This is a genomic window from Candidatus Microbacterium phytovorans, assembly GCA_029202445.1.
Taxonomy (GTDB): Bacteria; Actinomycetota; Actinomycetes; order Actinomycetales; family Microbacteriaceae; genus Microbacterium; species Microbacterium phytovorans.
On record CP119321.1, the window covers coordinates 2,265,272 to 2,284,775 of the forward strand.

At 71.1% G+C, this 19,504-nt stretch carries 18 protein-coding genes; 6 read left to right on the top strand and 12 right to left on the bottom strand.

Annotated features, from left to right (window positions below):
- The first annotated feature begins 14 nt into the window (after positions 1 to 14).
- The 3 genes from P0Y48_10750 to P0Y48_10760 are packed head-to-tail and all read left to right on the top strand — an operon-like array spanning position 15 to position 3,047.
- Complete coding sequence (locus P0Y48_10750) at positions 15 to 1,217, top strand: type III polyketide synthase (GenBank protein WEK12938.1); 1,203 nt, start codon at positions 15 to 17, stop codon at positions 1,215 to 1,217.
- On the top strand, positions 1,214 to 1,906 hold the full coding sequence (locus P0Y48_10755; GenBank protein WEK12939.1) for a methyltransferase domain-containing protein: 693 nt from the start codon (positions 1,214 to 1,216) through the stop codon (positions 1,904 to 1,906). Before P0Y48_10750 ends, P0Y48_10755 begins: the two co-directional genes overlap by 4 nt.
- The gene (locus P0Y48_10760; protein WEK12940.1) at positions 1,899 to 3,047 is read left to right on the top strand and encodes an NAD(P)/FAD-dependent oxidoreductase; all 1,149 of its coding nucleotides are present in this window, start codon (positions 1,899 to 1,901) and stop codon (positions 3,045 to 3,047) included. Before P0Y48_10755 ends, P0Y48_10760 begins: the two co-directional genes overlap by 8 nt.
- 51 nt (positions 3,048 to 3,098) lie before the next feature.
- Here the strand turns inward: P0Y48_10760 and P0Y48_10765 are convergent, their stop codons facing one another.
- From P0Y48_10765 to P0Y48_10795, 7 genes are all read right to left on the bottom strand, one after another.
- Complete coding sequence (locus P0Y48_10765; GenBank protein ID WEK12941.1) at positions 3,099 to 3,941, bottom strand: UbiA family prenyltransferase; 843 nt, start codon at positions 3,939 to 3,941, stop codon at positions 3,099 to 3,101.
- A gap of 7 nt (positions 3,942 to 3,948) precedes the next feature.
- On the bottom strand, positions 3,949 to 4,407 hold the full coding sequence (locus P0Y48_10770; protein WEK12942.1) for a hypothetical protein: 459 nt from the start codon (positions 4,405 to 4,407) through the stop codon (positions 3,949 to 3,951).
- A gap of 55 nt (positions 4,408 to 4,462) precedes the next feature.
- Positions 4,463 to 6,625, bottom strand: coding sequence for an AAA family ATPase (locus P0Y48_10775; protein WEK12943.1), 2,163 nt, complete (start codon positions 6,623 to 6,625; stop codon positions 4,463 to 4,465).
- A 66-nt stretch (positions 6,626 to 6,691) separates the two neighbouring features.
- The gene (locus P0Y48_10780) at positions 6,692 to 7,666 is read right to left on the bottom strand and encodes a helix-turn-helix domain-containing protein (protein WEK12944.1); all 975 of its coding nucleotides are present in this window, start codon (positions 7,664 to 7,666) and stop codon (positions 6,692 to 6,694) included.
- Between the two features lie 394 nt (positions 7,667 to 8,060).
- Positions 8,061 to 9,152, bottom strand: a complete 1,092-nt coding sequence (locus P0Y48_10785) for a glycosyltransferase family 1 protein (GenBank protein WEK15062.1) — start codon at positions 9,150 to 9,152, stop codon at positions 8,061 to 8,063.
- 10 nt (positions 9,153 to 9,162) lie between these two features.
- The gene (locus tag P0Y48_10790) at positions 9,163 to 10,383 is read right to left on the bottom strand and encodes a glycosyltransferase (protein ID WEK12945.1); all 1,221 of its coding nucleotides are present in this window, start codon (positions 10,381 to 10,383) and stop codon (positions 9,163 to 9,165) included.
- Positions 10,384 to 10,473: 90 nt separating this feature from the next.
- Positions 10,474 to 11,694, bottom strand: a complete 1,221-nt coding sequence (locus P0Y48_10795; protein WEK12946.1) for an endonuclease/exonuclease/phosphatase family protein — start codon at positions 11,692 to 11,694, stop codon at positions 10,474 to 10,476.
- Between the two features lie 30 nt (positions 11,695 to 11,724).
- Between P0Y48_10795 and P0Y48_10800 the strand changes: the two genes are divergently transcribed.
- Positions 11,725 to 12,330 carry a hypothetical protein gene (locus P0Y48_10800; GenBank protein WEK12947.1) on the top strand — a complete coding sequence of 202 codons (606 nt, stop codon included), beginning with the start codon at positions 11,725 to 11,727 and terminating at the stop codon, positions 12,328 to 12,330.
- A gap of 3 nt (positions 12,331 to 12,333) precedes the next feature.
- Here P0Y48_10800 and P0Y48_10805 read toward each other — a convergent pair whose 3' ends face one another.
- Complete coding sequence (locus P0Y48_10805) at positions 12,334 to 13,335, bottom strand: FUSC family protein (protein ID WEK12948.1); 1,002 nt, start codon at positions 13,333 to 13,335, stop codon at positions 12,334 to 12,336.
- 46 nt (positions 13,336 to 13,381) lie between these two features.
- On the opposite strand from P0Y48_10805, the gene P0Y48_10810 reads away from it, so the two are divergent.
- Together P0Y48_10810 and P0Y48_10815 are read left to right on the top strand one after the other, a co-directional pair.
- The gene (locus tag P0Y48_10810; GenBank protein ID WEK12949.1) at positions 13,382 to 14,107 is read left to right on the top strand and encodes a potassium channel family protein; all 726 of its coding nucleotides are present in this window, start codon (positions 13,382 to 13,384) and stop codon (positions 14,105 to 14,107) included.
- A 4-nt stretch (positions 14,108 to 14,111) separates the two neighbouring features.
- Entirely contained in the window at positions 14,112 to 15,461 is a 1,350-nt protein-coding gene (locus P0Y48_10815; protein WEK12950.1) for a DUF2252 domain-containing protein, read from the top strand.
- 49 nt (positions 15,462 to 15,510) lie between these two features.
- On the opposite strand, the gene P0Y48_10820 is transcribed toward P0Y48_10815, so the two are convergent.
- Genes P0Y48_10820 through dnaK form a run of 4 tightly spaced genes read right to left on the bottom strand, consistent with a single transcriptional unit; the run spans position 15,511 to position 19,468 of the window.
- The gene (locus tag P0Y48_10820) at positions 15,511 to 15,948 is read right to left on the bottom strand and encodes a MerR family transcriptional regulator (GenBank protein ID WEK12951.1); all 438 of its coding nucleotides are present in this window, start codon (positions 15,946 to 15,948) and stop codon (positions 15,511 to 15,513) included.
- Positions 15,945 to 16,937, bottom strand: coding sequence for a DnaJ C-terminal domain-containing protein (locus P0Y48_10825; GenBank protein ID WEK12952.1), 993 nt, complete (start codon positions 16,935 to 16,937; stop codon positions 15,945 to 15,947). The genes P0Y48_10820 and P0Y48_10825 overlap by 4 nt, the downstream gene beginning before the upstream one ends.
- Before the next feature lie 15 nt (positions 16,938 to 16,952).
- Positions 16,953 to 17,597: a nucleotide exchange factor GrpE gene (locus P0Y48_10830; GenBank protein ID WEK12953.1), complete on the bottom strand. Its 645-nt coding sequence runs from the start codon at positions 17,595 to 17,597 to the stop codon at positions 16,953 to 16,955.
- Positions 17,598 to 17,599: 2 nt separating this feature from the next.
- Complete coding sequence (dnaK, locus tag P0Y48_10835) at positions 17,600 to 19,468, bottom strand: molecular chaperone DnaK (GenBank protein WEK12954.1); 1,869 nt, start codon at positions 19,466 to 19,468, stop codon at positions 17,600 to 17,602.
- Positions 19,469 to 19,504: the final 36 nt, after the last annotated feature.

The window sequence follows — 19,504 nt, forward strand, 5'->3', positions numbered from 1 at the left end:
GGTTACGGTGAACCATGCCCGCCCGCATCCTGTCGATCGGCACCGCCGTTCCCCCGACGCGCCTGCCGCAGCAGCACGTCCGCGACCTGTTCGCATCTCAGCCCGGCATCGACCGGCTGACCCGACGGCTCGTGCACGCCGCGTTCGACGCCGCGGCGATCGACACGCGCCACACGGTCCTGTCCGGATTCCTCCCCGATGACGCGGAGTCCACGGCGGATGCCGACAGCCGCTTCCCCGTCCTGGATGCCGACGGCACCCTGCTCACGCCGTCGACGGGAGCGCGCAATGCGGAGTACGTGCGCGCCGCGCCACCGCTCTTCGCCGCGGCGGCGCACGCCGCGCTCACCGACGCCGCGGTGTCGCCCGACGAGGTCACGCACGTCGTCACCGTCTCGTGCACGGGCCTGTTCGCGCCGGGCCCGGACTACCGACTCGTCCGCGACCTCGGCCTCCCGGCCACCGCCCAGCGGTTCCATCTCGGATTCGTGGGCTGCGCCGCGGCGCTCCCGGCGCTCCGCCTCGCGTCGGCGCTGTGCGCGGCGGATGCCGAGGCGGTCGTGCTGGTCGTGTGCGGCGAACTGTGCACCCTGCACTTCCGCCCGTCCGCCGACCCGGAGCAGATCGTGGCCGCCTCGGTGTTCGCCGACGGCGCCGCCGCCGCGGTCGTGAGCGCGCGCCCCGACCCTCCCGGGCGCACGCCCCGGCCGTCGCTCGAACTCGGCCGCTTCGGCACGACGCTCACCTCCGAGGGCGAGCACGACATGGCGTGGACCATCGGCGACGCCGGCTTCGAGATGACCCTGTCGGCGGAGGTCCCCCGCATCATCGGCCGCGAGATCCGCGCGGCGGTCGGCGCGTTCCTGGCCGGCGAGACGCCGACGACCTGGGCGGTGCACCCCGGTGGCCGCAGCGTGCTCGATCGCGTCGAGTCGGGGCTGGACCTCCCGCCCGATGCGCTCGCGGCATCCCGCGACGTGCTGCGCACGCACGGGAACATGTCGAGCGCGACCATCCTCTTCATCCTCAGGACGCTCCTCGACGGCCCGCCGTCCGAGACGCTCGCCGCGCTCGCGTTCGGCCCCGGGCTGACGGTCGAGTCGGCTCTGCTCACGCGGCGCGCGTCGCCGGTCGCGTCCGCACCCGTCGCACCCGTGTCCGTCGCATCGGTGTCGGTCGCGTCGGGGCCGGTCGCCGGGGTGGCGGCGAAGGTATGAGCCTGCGCGAACGCGACACCGTCGTGCGCGAGCTCATGGACGATCCCGACTGCGACCCGGCACGCCTGGCGGCGACGCTCCGCCGTTTCGACACCGTGAACCGGCTCATCTCGGGGTGGGGCCGGGTGTATCGCCGCGTGCTGGCGCCGCACCTCGCCGCTCTCGGGCGTCCCGCGCGGGTGCTCGACCTCGGCTCCGGCGGCGGCGACGTCGTGACCCGGCTCGCTGCCCTCGCCCGCCGCGACGGTCTCGACGCGACATGGCTGGGCGCCGACCCCGACCCGCGGGCGCACGCCGTGGCATCCGCTCGCTCACGGCCCGGCGTCGACTTCCGGTGCGCCGACTCGGCCGAGTTGCTCCGCGAGGGCGCGGCGTTCGACGTCGTGCTGTCGAACCACGTCCTCCACCACCTCGACGCGCACGAGCTCGCGGAGTTCGCCGCCGATTCGCTCGCGCTCTCCCGCGGGCCGGTGCTCCACGCCGACATCCGGCGCTCCCCCGCCGCGTATGCGCTCTACGCGGCGGGCATCACGCCGCTGGCACCGGGAACGTTCCTGCGCACCGACGGGCTGCGCTCCATCCGCCGCAGCTACCGCCCCGCCGAGCTCGGCGCCGCCCTCGGGAGCGGCTGGACCGTCCACCAGCCGGCACCGTTCCGGCTCCTCGCGATGGGAGTCGGTCGTGCCTGACGTCGTCGTGATCGGGGCGGGACCGGTCGGCATCCTGCTGTCCGCCCAGCTCGCCCGCAGGGGCATCGACGTCGTCACCCTCGAGCGCCGGCCCGAACCCGGTTCACGCTCGCGGGCCATCGGGCTCCACGCCCCCGTGCTCGCCGCGCTCGAGCACAGCGGCACGACCGACCGCATCCTCGCCACCGCGACGCGCGTCGACCGCGGCGAGTGTCGCACCGACGGCCGCGTGCTCGGCGTCGTGCGGTTCGACGCCCTGTCCGCCCGGTTCCCCTTCGTCGCGACCCTTCCGCAGCCCGCGACCGAAGCCGCTCTCGCCGTCGGCGCCCCCGAGGTGGTGCGCGGGGCGACCGTGACGAGTGTGCGCACGGTCGCCGGGCGCGTGCGCGTACGCGCGGAGACCACGTCGGGCGAGGAGGAGTGGGAGGCCACGGCGGCGGTCGTGGCATCCGGTGCGGGCGGGCGCGACCTCGTCTACCGCCCGGGTGCGGTCGCGGTGCGGACGTACGCCGACCGCTACCTCATGGCCGACGCGGACGTCGCGGCGCGCCCCGACGCCGACGTGGCGGTCGTCCACCTCTCGCGCGGCGGCGTGTTGGAGTCGTTCCCGCTCCCCGGCGGCAGGCGCCGCTTCGTCGCGTGGGACGGTCGCGGCGACGACACCGACACGGCCGACGCCGAACGCGACGAACGGCTGCGGGCGGCGATGCGCACGAGGGGCGAAGCGGATGCCGCGGATCACGTGTCCGGTGCGACCTCGTTCCGGGTGAAGCGGGCGGTCGCTCCTCGGTTGCGCCGCGGCGGCATGTTCGTGGTCGGCGACGCGGCGCACGAGGTGAGCCCCATCGGCGGCCAGGGGATGAACCTCGGGCTGCTCGACGCGGCCGGGCTCGCGCCGTTGCTCGCCCGGTGGATCGCGACGGGCGACGCGCCCGAGGCGGAACTGCACCGGTGGGAGCGCCGCCGGGTGCGGTCGGCGCGCATCGCCGCCGCGATCGCGAGCGCCAACACGTCTCTCGGCCGCCCGGGAGGCCCCGGCATCCACGGGGTGCGGTCGGGGGTGCTGGGCGCGGCGCTCACAGGCGTCGGCGGGCGCCTCTTCGCGCACACGTACGCGATGGGGTTCGACCGGGGGGCGTGACCGCGCGCGCCAGGGAGCGGATCGGCTGACGGCGGTTCAGCCGAGCGCGGTTCAGCCGGCCGCCGTCGCGACCAGTTGGACCGCCAGGAGGAGCGCCGCCAGCATCGTGAGCCGGAAGAGCGCGCGGGTGGGGCGCCGCGTGAGGGCCAGCACGAGGGTCGCGCCGGCGACGATCGCCACGGCGGAGAAGAACGCGACGGCCACGGGCCCGACCCCGGTGGTGCCCTGCAACGCCGGTCCGAGAAGCACGGCGAGCGCACCGATGAGGATGCCGACCACCGCCAGGGTCACCGCCCACCGCACTCCCAGCCGATGCGGGAGACCGCGCACGCCCGTCTGCGCGTCGTCGTCGAGATCGGGCAGCACGTTCGTGAGGTGCACGGCGGCGCCGAGCGCGGCGCCCGCGACCGTCGCCCAGGGCGACGCGAAGGCGGGCGAGGAGGCGGAGAGGGTCGCGAGGGAGGGGAAAAGCCCGAAGCTCACGAGGAAGGGCACGATCGAGACCGGCGTGTTCTTCAGCCCCGCGTTGTAGGCCCAGGCGGAGGCGAGCGCGAGCGCATGGACGGCGGCCATGAGCAGCCCCAGCACCGCCGAGGCGGCGAGGGAGACGAGCACGAGCAGCCCGGCCGCCACCCAGGCGGCACGCACCGAGACGTCCCCGCGGGCGATCGGCTTGTCCGTCCTCCCGACGGCGCGATCGCGGGCCGCGTCGATCGCGTCGTTCGAGATGCCGACGGAGAGCTGGCCGGCGATGACGGCGAATGCCAGGACGACCACCCGCCAGGGATCGAGTCCCGCCGCGATCCCCAGCGCGACGGCGAGCGCGGTCACGACGAGCGTCGGTCCAGGGTGCGACGCTCCCCACAGGGCGCGCAGTCGCGACGGCGCGGTCATGCGTCCGTCATCCCGCGCGGCGGGAGTAGACGATGCCGCGGATCGCCTGCACGATCGTCACGAGCCACGCGAACACCGCGAGCCCGAACCCGGCGGTGAAGACGGCGGTCGAGAACTGCTCCGACGCACCGGTCCACGTCATGAGTGCGGTCTGCAGGTGTCCGCTGTCACCCGAGTCGGGGATCGAGATGCCGGCGACCAGGAGCCCGAACCACACGAGCGCCGAGAAGATCGCATACCCCTCGCGCACCGTGCCCGAGCTGCGCGCCTCCGTGTCGAAGAGCGTCAGGATCGGCGGAATCAGCAGCAGGACGATGAGGATCCAGCCGTACACGATGCCGATGACCGACATCCAGCCGAGTTCGGCCCCCACGAAACCGCGTCCGATGAACAGGAACACGGGCATCAGCACCGCCAGCACCCACTGGGCGACGACGACGATGCGGCCGGAGGAGGCGAACTGCATCCTCCGACCGTACGGCATCCGCTCGCCCGGACGGCAGCGCGCGGATGCCGAAGCGTCAGGCGGCGGACTCGCCCGTCAGCACGAGGGAGGACCCATCGGATGCCACGTCGACCCGCACGAGGTCGCCGTCGCGGATGCCGCCCGACAGCAGCGCCATCGCGAGGCGGTCCTGGATCTCCGACTGGATGAGACGGCGCAGCGGCCGCGCGCCGAAGATCGGGTCGTACCCGCGCTCGGCGAGCCACGCCCGCGCGTCGGGGGTGACGGCGAGGGTGAGCCGGCGATCGGCGAGGCGACGCTGGAGGGCGTCGACGGAGAGCTCGACGATCTGCGCGAGGTCGTCCTCGCTGAGCGCCTGGAACATGACGATGTCGTCGAGTCGGTTCAGGAACTCGGGACGGAAGGCCTGACGCACGAGCGCCATCACCTGCTCCCGACGCGACTCCGGCGTGAGCGTCGGGTCGATGAGGATCGGCGATCCGAGGTTGCTCGTCAGGACGAGGATCGTGTTCGTGAAGTCGACCGTCCGGCCCTGACCGTCGGTGAGGCGACCGTCGTCGAGCACCTGCAGGAGGATGTCGAACACCTCCGGGTGCGCCTTCTCCACTTCGTCGAGCAGCACGACCGAGTAGGGACGGCGACGCACCGCCTCGGTGAGCTGTCCGCCCTGCTCGTAGCCGATATAGCCCGGAGGGGCGCCGACGAGGCGTGCCACCGAGTGCTTCTCGCCGTACTCGCTCATGTCGATCCGCACCATGGCGCGCTCGTCGTCGAAGAGGAAGTCGGCGAGCGCCTTGGCGAGTTCGGTCTTGCCCACCCCGGTCGGACCGAGGAAGAGGAACGACCCCGTCGGCCGGTTCGGGTCGCTGATGCCCGCACGCGAGCGGCGGACGGCATCCGACACGGCCTTGACCGCGTCCTTCTGCCCGATGAGGCGCTTGCCGAGCTCGGACTCGAGGTGCACGAGCTTCTCGCCCTCCCCCTGGAGGAGACGTCCGACGGGGATGCCGGTCCACGCCGCGATCACGGCGGCGATGTCCTCGTCGGTGACCTGCTCGTTCACCATCCGCTCTTCGCCGGCGGTCGGGTCGGCCTCGGCGCGCTCGGCGGCGGCGACCTCCTGCTCGAGCCGCTTGATGGTCTCGTACTCGAGCTTCGACGCGCGCGCGTAGTCGGCTTCGCGCAGCGCGCGGTCGCGGTCGGTGTAGGCCTGGTCGAGCTGCTTCTTCAGATCGCCGACGCGATTGAGGGCGGCGCGCTCGCGCTCCCACCGCGCCTCGAGTACACGCAGCTCGGACTCCGCGGCATCCATCTGCTCACGGAGCTTGGCGCGACGCTCCTTGGATGCGTCGTCCTTCTCCTTCTTGAGCGCGAGGTCTTCCAGGCGCATCCGGTCGACGCGGCGCCGCAACTGGTCGATCTCGACGGGGCTGGAGTCGATCTCCATCTTCAGACGGCTCATGGCCTCGTCGATGAGGTCGATGGCCTTGTCGGGCAGCTGGCGCGACGGGATGTAGCGGTTCGACAGCGCCGCGGCGGCCACGAGGGCGCCGTCGCTGATCGTCACTCCGTGGTGCGCCTCGTACCGGCCCTTGAGTCCGCGGAGGATCGCGATGGTGTCCTCGACCGACGGCTCGCCCACGTACACCTGCTGGAAGCGGCGCTCCAGCGCGGCATCCTTCTCGATGAACTCGCGGTACTCGTCGAGCGTGGTCGCGCCGATGAGGCGCAGCTCCCCACGGGCGAGCATGGGCTTGAGCATGTTGGATGCCGCGACCGATCCCTCGCCGCCGCCCGCCCCCATGAGCACGTGGAGCTCGTCGATGAACGTGATGACGCGACCCTCCGACTCGGTGATCTCCTTGAGGACGCTCTTGAGGCGCTCCTCGAACTGGCCGCGGTACATGGCGCCGGCGACCAGGGCGGAGATGTCGAGGGTGACGAGTTCCTTGTCCTTGAGCGACTCGGCGACGTCGCCGGCGACGATGCGCTGCGCGAGCCCTTCGACCACGGCGGTCTTGCCGACGCCGGGCTCGCCGATGAGGACGGGGTTGTTCTTGGTGCGACGGGTCAGCACCTGGCTCACGCGGCGGATCTCGCTGTCACGGCCGATGACCGGGTCGAGCTTGCCCTGCCGCGCGCGATCGGTCAGGTTGATCCCGAACTGTTCGAGGGCGCTCTGCTGCTCCTCCTGCCCGGGTGCGGGTTGTGCGTTCATCGGTGCTCCTGGATGGCGTGAGACTCAAACTTGAGTCCGTTTGGCTCAAGTTTACCACTCACCGCGTCAGGAGGCGAGCGCCGACATGTCCGTTCGGCAGGTGAACCGTGCGCGGTACGCGGTCGGGGTGGTGCCGAGCGCGCGGGCGAAGTTCTGACGCAGCACGGCGGCCGAACCGAAGCCCGACTCGTAGGCCACGGCATCCAGTCCCAACTCGGTCTGCTCGAGCAGCCGCTGGGCGTGCAGCAGCCGCTGACGGCCGAGCCACGCCGCCGGCGTGGTGCCGAAGTCGGCCTTGAACCGCCGGGCGAACGTGCGCGGCGACATGTGCGCGCGGGCCGCGAGCTGGTCGACGGAGAGCTCGGAGCGGAGGTTCTGCAGCATCCAGTCGGTCACCGGCGCGAGGGAGAGGGATGCCGTCTGCGGCAGCGGCTTGTCGATGAACTGGGCCTGGCCGCCGTCGCGCTGCGGCGGCACCACCATGCGGCGGGCGATCTTGTTGGCGAGTTCGGCGCCGAGCTCGATACGGAGCAGGTGCAGGCACGCGTCGATCCCTGCGGCGGTTCCCGCGCTCGTGATGATGCGGCCGTCCTGCACGTAGAGCACGTTCGGGTCGACCTCGATCTCGGGGTACATCGCCGACATCGTGTCGGCGTAGCGCCAGTGCGTCGTCGCGCGACGTCCGTTCAGGATGCCGGCGGCAGCGGCCACGAAAGACCCGCTGCACACCGTGAGCACCCACGCGCCGCGGGCGACGGCGCGCCGGACGACCTCCTGCGTGCGCTCGTCGACGTGCGCCCAGCGCTCACGGGGGATGGGAGAGAGCACGACGAGGTCGGCTTCGTCGGCGAACGTCAGGTCGGCGTCGACATTGATCGTGAAGCCCAGATTGCTGGGAACGGCGCCGGGGTCGGGCGTCACGATGCGGAAGTCGAAGTTCGGGATGCCGTCGTCGGAGCGGTCGAGACCGAACGCCTCGCAGGCGAGACCGAACTCGAACGGGGCGAAGCCGGGGAGGACGACACAGGCGACGGTCTTCATGGCAGAAATCCTACACTTATGTGCAGTCCTGCCACTAGTGGCTGTTATCCGACGCGCGTAGCGTTTCTGCCATGATGATTCTGCTGATGATTGCGGGCCTCGCCCTCGCGGGTGTCATTGCGACACTGCGCGGCCTCCCGGCCGACGGCTACCGCCGCGTTCCCACCGACCCCACGCGTCTGCCCTGACGCGCGTTCGTCGCGCACGTCCGCGGCGCCGGCGAGGTGCCGTGGCATCCTTCCCGGGCACACCCGTGGCATCCCTCGCGGGCCGGTGTGCAGGATTTCGGAGATGTGCAGGATCGCGGATGCCCGTAGGCATTCGGCTCCGCAGATCGTGACATCTCCGAAATCCTGCACGCGAACACACACAGTGCGCCCGCAAGCGGCGGCGGTCAGCGCGCCAGATCTACGACCGTGTCGAGAAGGATGCCGGCCGACCGGCCCCACTCGAAGCGGGCGATGTGCGCGGTTCCTGCCGCGACGAGGCGTCCCCACTCGTCGGGGTCGTCGAGGGAGCGCACGGCGCGCGCGAACGCCGCGGCATCCGTCCCCGGCGCGTACAGCGCACCCGACCCGGCGACCTCGCGGAAGATCGGCATGTCGGTGACGACCGCCGGCACGCCCAGCTCCAGCGCCTCCGCCACGGGGAGTCCGTAACCCTCGTCGAGGCTCGCGCTCACGAGCACCGCGCGGTCGGCCAGCAGAGCCGCGTACTGCGCGTCGGTCACGCCGCCGTGGAACACGACGTCGGACCCCGGCGCGACGAGCGACTCCAGGTCGGCGCGGCGGGAAGGGGTGATGCGCGACAGGAGATGCAGCGTGCGCCCCGGGAGCTCCGCCATCGCGCGCACGAGGGTCTCGACGTTCTTGTAGGGCATGAACGAGCCCATGTAGACGAGGTTCTGCGCTCCGGGGTGCACACCGACCCCGGCGGGCAGCAGATCGGCGAGGCGCTGCGGCGCGTTCGGAATGACGACGACGGGCCGCTTCGTGAGGCGCACCGCCGCGAACTGCCGGGCGCTGGTGTCGCTGACGGTGGCCACCACGTCGGCCGCGTTCAGCGTGAGACGCTGCGGCACATACGACAGGTGGAACAGACGCCAGCCGAGACGCACGAACCAGGGAAGGTCCTTCGGCGGTGTGCGGTGCCGGTAGTAGATCGTGTCGTGGAGCGTGAGGATCTGCCGATACCGCCGCCCCCACGTGCCGATCGTCTGCATCGGCGAGAACACGACGTCGGGGGCGTGACGGTTCAGCTCCCGCGCGCGCAGCGGTTCGGTGACGGCGGTGGGCGACCCGATCGTGAGGGTGACGGCATCCCGCGGCAGGAGAGCGCGCTGACGCTCGTCGTGGATGAGGTACGTCACCTCGACACCGCACTCGGGAGCCTGCGCGGCCACGGCGGCGGCGAGCTCGGCCGAGTAGCGGCTGATGCCGTCGTGGAAGTCGGTGCGGATGTAGCGCGCGTCGAAGAAGAGCCGGATCACGCGACCCTCATCGGCGGTCGGGGAGGGGCTCGCCGCGGTACAGCGCCTCGAACGTGTCGAGCGTCTTCTCGATGTCGTGGATATCGACCCCGTCGAGTGAGGCCTGCTGCATCCGGCTGTACTCCTCCGGCGATGCCGTGAGCACGCGGCGCAGCTTGTCGGCGAGGTCGTCGACGCTGCCCGGCTCGAAGAGGTAGCCGTTCTCCCCGTCGTGCACGAGGTGCGGCAGGGCCACCGCGTTCGCGGCGACGATCGGGAGACCGGATGCCATGGCCTCCATCGTCGCGATGGACTGGAGCTCGGCGATCGACGCGATGGCGAACACATCGGCCTTCGTGTACGCGGCGCGCAGCTGCTCCTCCTCGACGCGGCCGTGGAACACGACGCGGTCGGCGATCCCGAGGCGCTGCGTCGTCTGCTCGAGATTGCGGCGCTGGTCGCCGCCGCCGACGACGTCGAAGCTGAGGTCGGGGAACTCAGGCGCGAGCCGCGCGACAGCCTCGAGCGTCAGCTCGACGTGCTTCTCGGTCGTGAGGCGGCCCACGAAGAGCACCCGACGCGGCGCACGCGGGGTGAGATCGGGGGTGTAGTTCCGCTTGTCGATGCCGCAGCTGATGGCGATGACGCCGGAGATGTCGATCGTCGACTCCAGGAACTCGGCGGCACGACGGGTGGGCGTCGTCACGGCGCGCGACATCTTGAACGTGCGCTCCGCGTCGTCCCAGGCGAGCTTGATCGCGACCTTGTCGAGCAGCGGCGGCAGCGTCGTGAAGTCGATGATGTTCTCGGCCATGACGTGGTTGGTCGCGACGACCGGGATGCCGCGCTGGCGCGCGATGCGCGTGAGCCCGCGCCCGATGACGATGTGCGACTGGCTGTGGACGACGTCGGGCTTCACGGCGCTCAGCACCCGTCGGGCGTAGTACTTGCTGCGCCACGGCCACACGAAGCGCAGCCAGTCGTGCGGGGGCCAGCGCACACCGGGCAGGCGGTGGACGGTGAGATCCTGCCCCTCGATGTGCTCCGTGAAGACACCGTGGTTGCGGTGCCCGACGCTCGGGGTGACGACGTGGACGTCGTGGCCGCGCGCTGCGAGGCCGGCGGACAACCGCTCGGCGAAGCGCGCGGCGCCGTTGACATCGGGCGCGAAGGTGTCGGCGGCCATCACGATGGTGAGCGGGCTGCGGGCGCGGTGCTGGTCTTCGGCAGGCGTCGCGGATTCGGTCACGGGGTACGGGGCCAATCTGTGCGGCGGCGGAACGCGGTCGCGTGCGCGCCGATCCGAGTCTACCGGAGCACCCTCACGAGACTCGAAGGCTCAGCGCAGCGACACCTCCACGAGGAGCGGATGATGATCGGAGCCGAGCGGGGTGACGTACCTCCTGCTCGAAGACATCTCTCCCGCGTTCGCCCAGCTGCGCACGACGGCGCGCGACGGACGGACGACGACCTTGTCGACGTGAGCACCCCACAGCTGTCCGATGACGGGACGGGTGCTCCACTCCGGGTTCGCGGTGTTGTGGTGCTGCCGCGTGAGGGCGCGCGCCTGATCGAACGCATCCCGATAGCCGCGCCCCTCGAGCACCGCCATCGTGTCGTCGTCCGTGCGCGACTTGTGGGTGTTGAAGTCGCCGAGGAAGATCGCCGGCACCCGCGTCCAGTCGGCGACCGAGCGATGCGACGCCGCGAGCTTCTTCCGCAGCGACGTGACGAGCGAGGCGACTCGGCCCGCCTCGTACTCGCGCTGGGCGACCGCGGAACGCGATGTGCCGGTGACCAGGTGCACGTCGAGGACGAGGATGTAGGCGCCGGACCGGTGATGGAGCGCCGCCCATGCGACGCCCTTGCCCGACGTCGCGTACGTGCTCGAGAACCGGACGCTGCCGCTCGTGGGCTTGGAGGCTGTCGCGGGCACGGCCCCGAACTCCCCCCGACGGACGAGGATGTCGTTCTGGCCGTCGACCACGTGGCGATATCCGGTCGGCGCGGTCGTGTACTTCGATGCCTCTTGGAGCGCCACGATGTCGGGCGCGAGCTCGCGGATGCGGGAGGTGATCACTTTCGCGCGCGTGGAGAACGACCCACACGCGTTCGAGCAGACGTTCCAGGTGAGCAGGCGGTACACGGGTGTGTCTGCGCGCAGGGCCACCTCGTCGGCGATGGTCCCGTGTCCGATGCGCAGCGAACGTAGCCCCGGACCGGCACTGTTCACCGCGCGGACCTGGATGTAGTAGTCGCGGCCGGGATCGAGTCGCCCCACCGTCGCCTTCGATGCGGTGACGGTGGCCGACGGTGTCGTCTTCGTGGGGAGCTTGTCGAACGAGGGTGAGGCGAACACCTCGTAGCGGTCGGCTCCCGGCACGTCGGTCCAGTCGACCGTGAGAGTGGCCCCCGAGGCGGTGAGCGATGCGCCCACGACGTTGACGAGGCCGACGCGGTCAGGGCGTGCGGCGGCGGTGGCGGTGGCGACGGGCGTCGCGGCGAGCAGGGCGACGGTAGCCAGCACGGCGACGGCCCCCCGGGGGGAGAGGAGGCGCATAGCGGGATGCTAGCAACCTACGCTGGTGGAATGGTACGACTGTCTGCCGAAGCCGACCGCTCCCGCTGGGTGCCGGTCACGGGCTCGTTCGGTCTGCGCGGCCGTCGCGCCCGCAAACGCGCGATCCGCATGCTGCTCACGCAGGCGAACGCGACGATGGGCGGGGCGGCGCGCCCCGGCAGCGGAATGGCCGCCTGGGCGATGAGTCAGGCCGCCCCCGCGCTCATGCGGAAGGCCGCGGGCAGGGTGCTCGTGTGGGTCTGGAAGGACGACCCCGAACTCCTCGTCGTCATGGCCCAGGTGCAGCAGGCGACACCCCAGCTGCGCGCGGCGCGGGCCATGATGCCGATCGAGTACGACGACACCGAGACGTTCCGAGGCACCTACCTCGGGGCGGGCGAGAAGCTCGTGCTGCCCCTCCCGCCGTCGCGGCCCGACGGGTCGACCGCTCCCCCGTTCGCCACGTACACGTGGGACACCGGCGCGCAGTTCGTCACGGTCACCGCGGTCTGCTCCGACCGGGAGCGCTTCGGCACGGTTCTCGGCGCCGTCGACGACCTCGCCCGTTCGCTGCGCATCATCGACGATCTGACGGTCGGCGAGACCCCCGGCATCCTGCGCCTCGACCCGAGCTGACCGTCAGCTCGCCCGGCGGTCTCCCGGGCGCCGCGCTCGCGCCCACCGCAGCGCAACGGGGAGCAGGATGCCGATGACGACCGCGACCCCGATGCCGACGCCCGTCTCCCCCACACGCTCGATGAAGCGCCCGCCGGGACTCTCCCCCGGCGCTACGAGGATCAGGCTCAGCACGATGTACGTCGTGAAGGCAGGAGCGACGTACCAACGGCTTCCGACGGTCGCCGCGAGTGCCCCGAGAGCGAGCGCGGCAACCGCCACCCCCACGACAGGACCCGCGTCGCACCACGCGAGGAGCGCCGCCGCGAGCGCACCCGCCGCCACGCTCGCGACGCGTCCGATCACGCGCAGGATCATGAGCTCCGCATCGGGCCGCAGGACGAACAGCGCCGCAGCGGTCACCCATCCGACGTGCTCGAGCTCCAACCCGAACCCGATCGCGGCAGCCATCGCACCGGTGAGCCCGAGGAGAAGGGGGTACCCGGCGGGTGGTTGGTGAGCGGCCGCCGCGGAGCCCGCTGGACCGGGTGGCGCGGGTGCCCGCTCCACCCACGGGAGCGAGACCACCCAGGCGTAGAGCGATCCGACGATCATGAGCACCGCAGCGGCGACCGCGGTGTCGAAGTCGTCGAAGCTCAAGCCGATACCGATGAGGGGCAGACAGAGGGTCATCGCCGCGCGGCCGGCCACGGCATCTCTCGCCCACCACCCGAACGCGATGCCGCCCACGAAGAGGGCGATGACAGCGATGACCGGGTGTGGAGCGAGCAGCGAACCGAGGAGGAAGCACGCGGCGCTGACGACACCGAGAAGGGCGAGGACGATACGTGCGCGCTTGCGCCGGGGCAAGGGGAAAGCGGCGACCGGAAGCACGCCGACCGCGAGCGCCAGGCCGAGGAGGGGGTCCAACACGCCCGCGACGGTCGCCGGCAACGCGTACACGAGACCCCGCACGAATGCCGATCCGTGCCAGGCCAGACCATGGGTGGGGCGGTCGCCCGTCATGTCGCTCACGCTATCGACCGGGGCCGGCCGGTGCCAGGATGAGCGCATGACGACCCGCATGCCCTCGCATGGCCGGATCTCGTCGCGTGCGCTCACGTGGGAGGATCGCACCGCGTGGCCGATGTTCCTCCTGTCGCTCGCGTTCTTCGCGGCGTGGGTGTGGCTCCTGGCCGATCCGGAGCTCGACCGGGGTTACCGGGGAGCGCTGACGGCCTTCGTCTCGGTGACATGGGCGGTCTTCATCGCCGACTTCGCCCTCCGGCTCGTCCTCAGCGGCGCACCCCGCACCTTCCTGCGTACCAGATGGTTCGAGGCGGTCTCGCTGCTCATCGCCTACCTGCGGCCGTTCGTGATCATCGCGTACATCTGGCGCGTCCCGTGGTTCCGTGCGACGGCAGCGCGCCAGCGTGCGCGCCTGCTCCTCATGGTGTCGATGTTCACGTTCCTGTTCGTCTTCACGGGGTCGACGCTGGTCTGGCTCGCGGAGCGTCACGACCCGCACGCGACCATCCTCGACCTGGGTGATGCGATCTGGTGGGGGTTCACCACGATCTCCACGGTCGGATACGGCGACTTCGCTCCCGTCACGTTCGCCGGACGGACGATCGCCGTCGGCCTCATGATGGGCGGGCTGGTCGTGCTCGGCGTCACGAGCGCGACGGTGATCTCCGCCCTGAACGACCAGATCCGCCATACCGCCACGTTGCGCGCCCACGAGCGAGATGACGACGACGCCCCTCGCGATCCGAACGACTCGCGGATGCCAGGATGAGCGCATGACCGTGGACTCCTGGGATCTTCTGCCGTCTCGCGCGGCTCGGCTCGCGGCCGGCCGCGCCGCGCGGCGGACCGCTCCGCTGGACCGTCTCGCCGATCTGACGACGACGGACCGGGATCCCCTTGGCATCCTCACCGCTCAGAACGCGACGCGCGTGCCGGAGCTGCTGGCGCTGCGCCGGGAGCGCATGGCGGCGAGCCCGTTCGCGTTCTACCGGGGCACGGCCGCCCTCATGGCCGCCGACCTCGCCCGCGACAGCGGCAGCGGCATCCCCGTCGCCTCGTGCGGAGACGCTCATGTCGCGAACTTCGGCCTCTACGCCTCGCCGCAGCGCACGCTCGTGTTCGACCTCAACGACTTCGACGAGTCCGCCTGGGCGCCCTGGGAGTGGGACCTCAAGCGGCTGGTCACGAGCATCGTCATCGCCGGGCAGGCGACCAGTAGGGACGAGAAGGTCGTGACGGATGCCGTCATCGCCACCGTCCGCGCCTACGCCCACGCGATCGATGCCTACACGCGCCGCAGCGCGCTCTCGCGCTACTACGAGCACTTCGACGTCTCCGGCGCGCGGGCCCTTCGCGACAAGGCCGGGCGGCGTGTCGTGCGCGATGCGGTGCGTCACGCGGAGCGGCGCACGGGCGAGCGCGCGGCCCGCAAGCTCACCGAGCCGGATGCCGACGGACGGCTGCGGTTCATCGAGGTGCCACCGGCCATGACCCACCTCGACGCGGCGACGGCGGCGCTCGTCGAAGGGGCGATCGCCGGCTACCTGGAGACCGCGCGGGACGACATCCGCCTGCTGCTCCAGCACTACCGGGTGTCGGACACCGTGCGCCGGGCGGTGGGCGTCGGGAGCGTGGGCACGCGCTGCTACGTCACGCTCCTGCAGGACGGCGACGGCCACGCGCTCCTGCTGCAGACGAAGGAGGCGGGGAGGAGCGTGCTCGTCGAGTACGGCGGCTGCATCCAGCCCCCCGACCTGACCGCCCTGCGTCGGACCCACGGCGAGGGAGCGCGGGTCGTGGGGATGCAGCGCATCCTGCAGGGCGTGTCCGACCCGTTCCTCGGGTACCTGCGGGGGACGACGGGTGACTACTACGTCCGCCAGTTCCGCGACATGAAGGGCGGGATCGACATCGAGACGCTCGATGACCGCCCGTTCGCGCTCTACGCGCAGGCGTGCGCGACCACGCTCGCCCGCGCGCACAGCCAGTCGCCGAACGCGACACTCGTCGCCGGTTACATCGGCGGTGGACGGCGGGCCGGAGCCGCGCTCCTGGAGTGGGCGTTTGCCTACGCGGCCGTCTCCCGGGCGGATTACGACGCGTTCCTGGCCGCGCAGCCGTAGCGGATCCTGCGCGGGCCGCTCGGCGCGCTCGCCGACTCGGTGGCGCCGGTCAGTCGAGCTCGGCCTCGGGCGGTCGCCACACGACGACCTCCGTCGCGCGACGCACGCGCGTGCCGTGGCGCAGGGTCACGACCGACCCGGTGGCACCTGCGGCGAAGACGCGCGCGCCGCGGCGCTGGTCGACTTCGTCGCGCACCCGCTGCTCCAACTCGCCCACCTGTCGGCGGAGCGAGCGGACGGTGTTCTCCAGTTCGATGATCCTCGAGATGGCGGGCAGGCTGATTCCCTCCGCCGACAGCGCCGCCACCTCGCGCAGCTGCTTGACGTGACGCAGCGAGTAGCGCCGCGATCCGCCCTGTGTGCGACCGGGGACGACGAGGCCGAGCCGGTCGTACTGCCGGAGCGTCTGCGGGTGCATGCCCGCGAGCTCCGCCGCGACCGCGATCGCGAAGATCGGGGTCTCCTCGTCGACCTCGGGCTCGGTCATTCGCGCGCCTTGCTCATCAGGTCGGCGCGAGGATTCTCCTTCGGCTCCAGTTCATGGAACCGCTCGAGGGCTTCGCGCGCGCGGTCGTCGAGGTGAGCGGGCACGGCCACCTGGACCTCGGCGAGCAGGTCGCCGGTGCCCTTGGCGGATGCCACGCCGCGTCCCTTGACGCGCAGCACGCGCCCCGACGGCGTCCCGGGGGCGACCCGCAGCTTCACGGGGTCGGACCCCAGCGTCGGCACCTCGATCGTCGCACCGAGGGCCGCCTCCGTGAACGTGACGGGAACCGTGACGCGCAGGTTGAGGCCATCGCGGGTGAAGACCGGGTGGGGCCGGACGGTGACCGCCACGACGATGTCGCCGGGCTCTCCGCCGTCGGGCGACGGACGTCCCCGGCCGCGCAGGCGCACCTTCTGGCCGTCGGACACGCCGGCGGGGATCTTCACCTTGAACGGCTTGCCGTCTTCGCCCTGCAGCGTGATCGTCTCGCCGCGGACGGCGGTCTGGAAGTCGAGGGTCGTGCGTGCGGTCACGTCGGCTCCGCGCTGCGGACCGCCGAAACCGCGGAATCCGCCGGTGGGCTGCCCGAAGCGCCCACTGCCGAACCGACCGCCCGCCTGCTCGCCGAACATCGCGAACAGGTCGTCGAAGTCGGCCTGCTGCCCGCGCGTGGCGCCGCCGCCGCCGAAGCGGCTGAAGACGTCTTCGAACCCGCCGCCGGCCGAACCCGGCGCCTGGAAGCGGGCACTGCCCGATCCCATCGCGCGGATCTGGTCGTACTCCTGACGCTGGTCCTTGTCGCTCAGCACGGCGTAGGCCTCGCTGATCTCCTTGAACTTCGCCTCGGCGGCCGCATCTCCCTGCGTGGAGTCGGGGTGGTACTGGCGCGCCAGCTTCCGGTACGTCTTCTTCAGATCGGCATCCGATACGTCTTTGGCGACACCGAGGACCTTGTAGAAGTCCCGGTCGAACCAGTCCTGACTGGCCATGTCCCTCCCCTCGACTTACTCGGCCGGAACCGCGACGACGACCTTGGCCGGCCGCAGCTCGATGGCGCCCAGGCGGTAGCCCACCTCGACGACCTCGAGGATGACCGGCGACTCGGTGCCCGGCGTCGGCGCCTGGAAGATCGCCTCGTGCTGCTGCGGGTCGAAAGCATCGCCCGCCGCGCCGTAGGTCTCCACACCCAGACGCGCCACGACACCGCGGAGCTTCTCGGCGATCGCCGTGAGCGCGGAGCCCTCGGTCAGATCGCCGTGCTTCTCGGCGCGGTCGAGGTCGTCGAGCACGGGCAGCAGGCCCTTCGCGACGGCGCCCTTGGCCCGCGCTATCTCGACCTCTCGCTGCTCCTCGGTGCGGCGGCGGTAGTTGGCATACTCCGCCTGCAGGCGCTTGAGGTCGAGGAGCAGGTCGTGCTCCTCGGCGGGGGCGTCGGCCACCGCCGCCTCGTCGCTCTGGGCGGCGCCGAGGATGTCTTCGATCGTCAGCTCGTCGGCATCCGTGTCGTCCTGCGAGCTCGTCTCCTGCGACCCTGTCCCCTGCGAGTGGGGGCCGGCCGCCTCGGACTGCTGTGCAGCCGAGGCCTCCGACCCCTCATCGCCGAGGACCTCGTCGCCGTTGTCCGGCTCTTCGAAGTCCTTGTTCGCCATGCTTACTTCTTCTCGTCTTCCTCGTCCACGACCTCGGCGTCGACGACGTCCTCCTCAGAGGATGCCGCACCCTCGCCCTCCGGCGCGCCCTGCGCTCCGGCGTCGGCGGACTGCTCGGCCTGCGACGACGCGTAGATCGCCTCGCCGAGCTTGCCCTGCGACGCGTTGAGCTTGTCGAAGGCATCCTTCACGGCGTCGTCGTTGTCTCCGGCGAGCGCCGTCTTGAGCGCGTCGACGTCGGCCTGAACCTCGGTCTTCACGTCGTCGGGCAGCTTGTCGGCGTTGTCGGCGATGAGCTTCTCGATCGAGTACGAGAGCGTCTCGGCCTGGTTGCGGATCTCCGCGGCCTCGCGACGCTTCTTGTCCTCGGCGGCGTGCTCCTCTGCCTCGCGCACCATGCGCTCGATGTCGTCCTTCGGCAGCGACGAGCCGCCGGTGATCGTCATCGACTGCTCCTTGCCCGTGCCCTTGTCCTTCGCGGACACGTGCACGATGCCGTTGGCGTCGATGTCGAAGGTGACCTCGATCTGCGGGATGCCGCGGGGCGCCGGCGCGATGCCGGTGAGCTCGAACGTGCCCAGCGGCTTATTGTCGCGGGTGAAGTCGCGCTCGCCCTGGAAGACCTGGATCGCGACCGACGGCTGGTTGTCGTCGGCAGTCGTGAAGGTCTCGCTGCGCTTGGTGGGGATCGCGGTGTTGCGCTCGATGAGCTTCGTCATGATGCCGCCCTTGGTCTCGATACCGAGGCTCAGGGGGGTGACGTCGATGAGAAGGACGTCCTTGCGCTCGCCCTTGAGGACGCCGGCCTGGAGGGCCGCGCCGACGGCGACGACCTCGTCCGGGTTGACACCCTTGTTGGGCTCCTTGCCGGTCTCCTTCTTCACGAGCTCGCTCACGGCGGGCATGCGGGTGGAGCCACCCACGAGCACGACGTGGTCGATGTCGGACACCTTGATGCCGGCCTCGCGGATGACGTCTTCGAACGGCTTCTTGGTGCGGTCGAGGAGGTCCTTGGTGAGGTCCTCGAACTTTGCACGGGTGAGCGTCTCCGACAGCGACACGGGGCCCGAGTCGGTCAGCGACAGGTAGGGCAGGTTGATGCTCGTCGAGCTCGACGAGGACAGTTCCTTCTTCGCCTGCTCCGCGGCCTCCTTGAGGCGCTGGAGGGCGATCTTGTCACCCGAGACGTCGACGCCGGTCGTGTCCTTGAACTGCTTGATCAGGTAGTCGACGACGCGCTGGTCCCAGTCGTCGCCACCGAGGCGGTTGTCACCGGCGGTGGAGCGCACCTGGATCGTCGAGAAGTCGTCGTCCTTGCCCACCTCGAGCAGGGACACGTCGAACGTGCCGCCACCGAGATCGAAGACGAGGATGAGCTCGTCTTCCTTGCCCTTGTCGAGGCCGTAGGCGAGGGCCGCAGCGGTCGGCTCGTTGATGATGCGCAGCACGTTGAGGCCCGCGATCTCACCGGCATCCTTCGTGGCCTGACGCTCGGCGTCGTTGAAGTACGCGGGGACCGTGATGACCGCGTCGGTCACCGTGTCGCCGAGGTACTGCTCGGCGTCGCGCTTGAGCTTCTGCAGGATGCGGGCCGAGATCTCCTGCGGCGTGTAGTTCTTGCCGTCGATCGCCTGGGTCTTCCAGTCGGTGCCCATGTGGCGCTTGACGGAGGTGAGGGTGCGGTCGACGTTGGTGACGGCCTGGCGCTTGGCGGTCTCGCCGACGAGCACCTCGCCGTCCTTCGTGAACGCGACGACCGAGGGGGTCGTGCGGAAGCCTTCGGCGTTGGCGATGACCTTCGGCTCGCCGCCTTCGAGGACGGCGACGACGGAGTTCGTCGTTCCGAGGTCGATTCCCACTGCACGTGCCATGTGTGTTTCTCCTTCGCGGAATGGATCTGGGTAAGT

Coding starts and splice junctions, on each gene's coding strand:
- P0Y48_10765 (WEK12941.1), bottom strand. CDS start 3,941: ATGACCGCGCCGTCGCGACTGCGCGCCCTGTGGGGAGCGTCGCACCCT.
- P0Y48_10810 (WEK12949.1), top strand. CDS start 13,382: ATGACGACCCGCATGCCCTCGCATGGCCGGATCTCGTCGCGTGCGCTC.
- P0Y48_10820 (WEK12951.1), bottom strand. CDS start 15,948: ATGACCGAGCCCGAGGTCGACGAGGAGACCCCGATCTTCGCGATCGCG.
- P0Y48_10795 (WEK12946.1), bottom strand. CDS start 11,694: ATGCGCCTCCTCTCCCCCCGGGGGGCCGTCGCCGTGCTGGCTACCGTC.
- P0Y48_10825 (WEK12952.1), bottom strand. CDS start 16,937: ATGGCCAGTCAGGACTGGTTCGACCGGGACTTCTACAAGGTCCTCGGT.
- P0Y48_10780 (WEK12944.1), bottom strand. CDS start 7,666: ATGAAGACCGTCGCCTGTGTCGTCCTCCCCGGCTTCGCCCCGTTCGAG.
- P0Y48_10805 (WEK12948.1), bottom strand. CDS start 13,335: ATGACGGGCGACCGCCCCACCCATGGTCTGGCCTGGCACGGATCGGCA.
- P0Y48_10800 (WEK12947.1), top strand. CDS start 11,725: ATGGTACGACTGTCTGCCGAAGCCGACCGCTCCCGCTGGGTGCCGGTC.
- P0Y48_10815 (WEK12950.1), top strand. CDS start 14,112: ATGACCGTGGACTCCTGGGATCTTCTGCCGTCTCGCGCGGCTCGGCTC.
- P0Y48_10775 (WEK12943.1), bottom strand. CDS start 6,625: ATGAACGCACAACCCGCACCCGGGCAGGAGGAGCAGCAGAGCGCCCTC.
- P0Y48_10770 (WEK12942.1), bottom strand. CDS start 4,407: ATGCAGTTCGCCTCCTCCGGCCGCATCGTCGTCGTCGCCCAGTGGGTG.
- P0Y48_10830 (WEK12953.1), bottom strand. CDS start 17,597: ATGGCGAACAAGGACTTCGAAGAGCCGGACAACGGCGACGAGGTCCTC.
- P0Y48_10750 (WEK12938.1), top strand. CDS start 15: ATGCCCGCCCGCATCCTGTCGATCGGCACCGCCGTTCCCCCGACGCGC.
- P0Y48_10755 (WEK12939.1), top strand. CDS start 1,214: ATGAGCCTGCGCGAACGCGACACCGTCGTGCGCGAGCTCATGGACGAT.
- dnaK (WEK12954.1), bottom strand. CDS start 19,468: ATGGCACGTGCAGTGGGAATCGACCTCGGAACGACGAACTCCGTCGTC.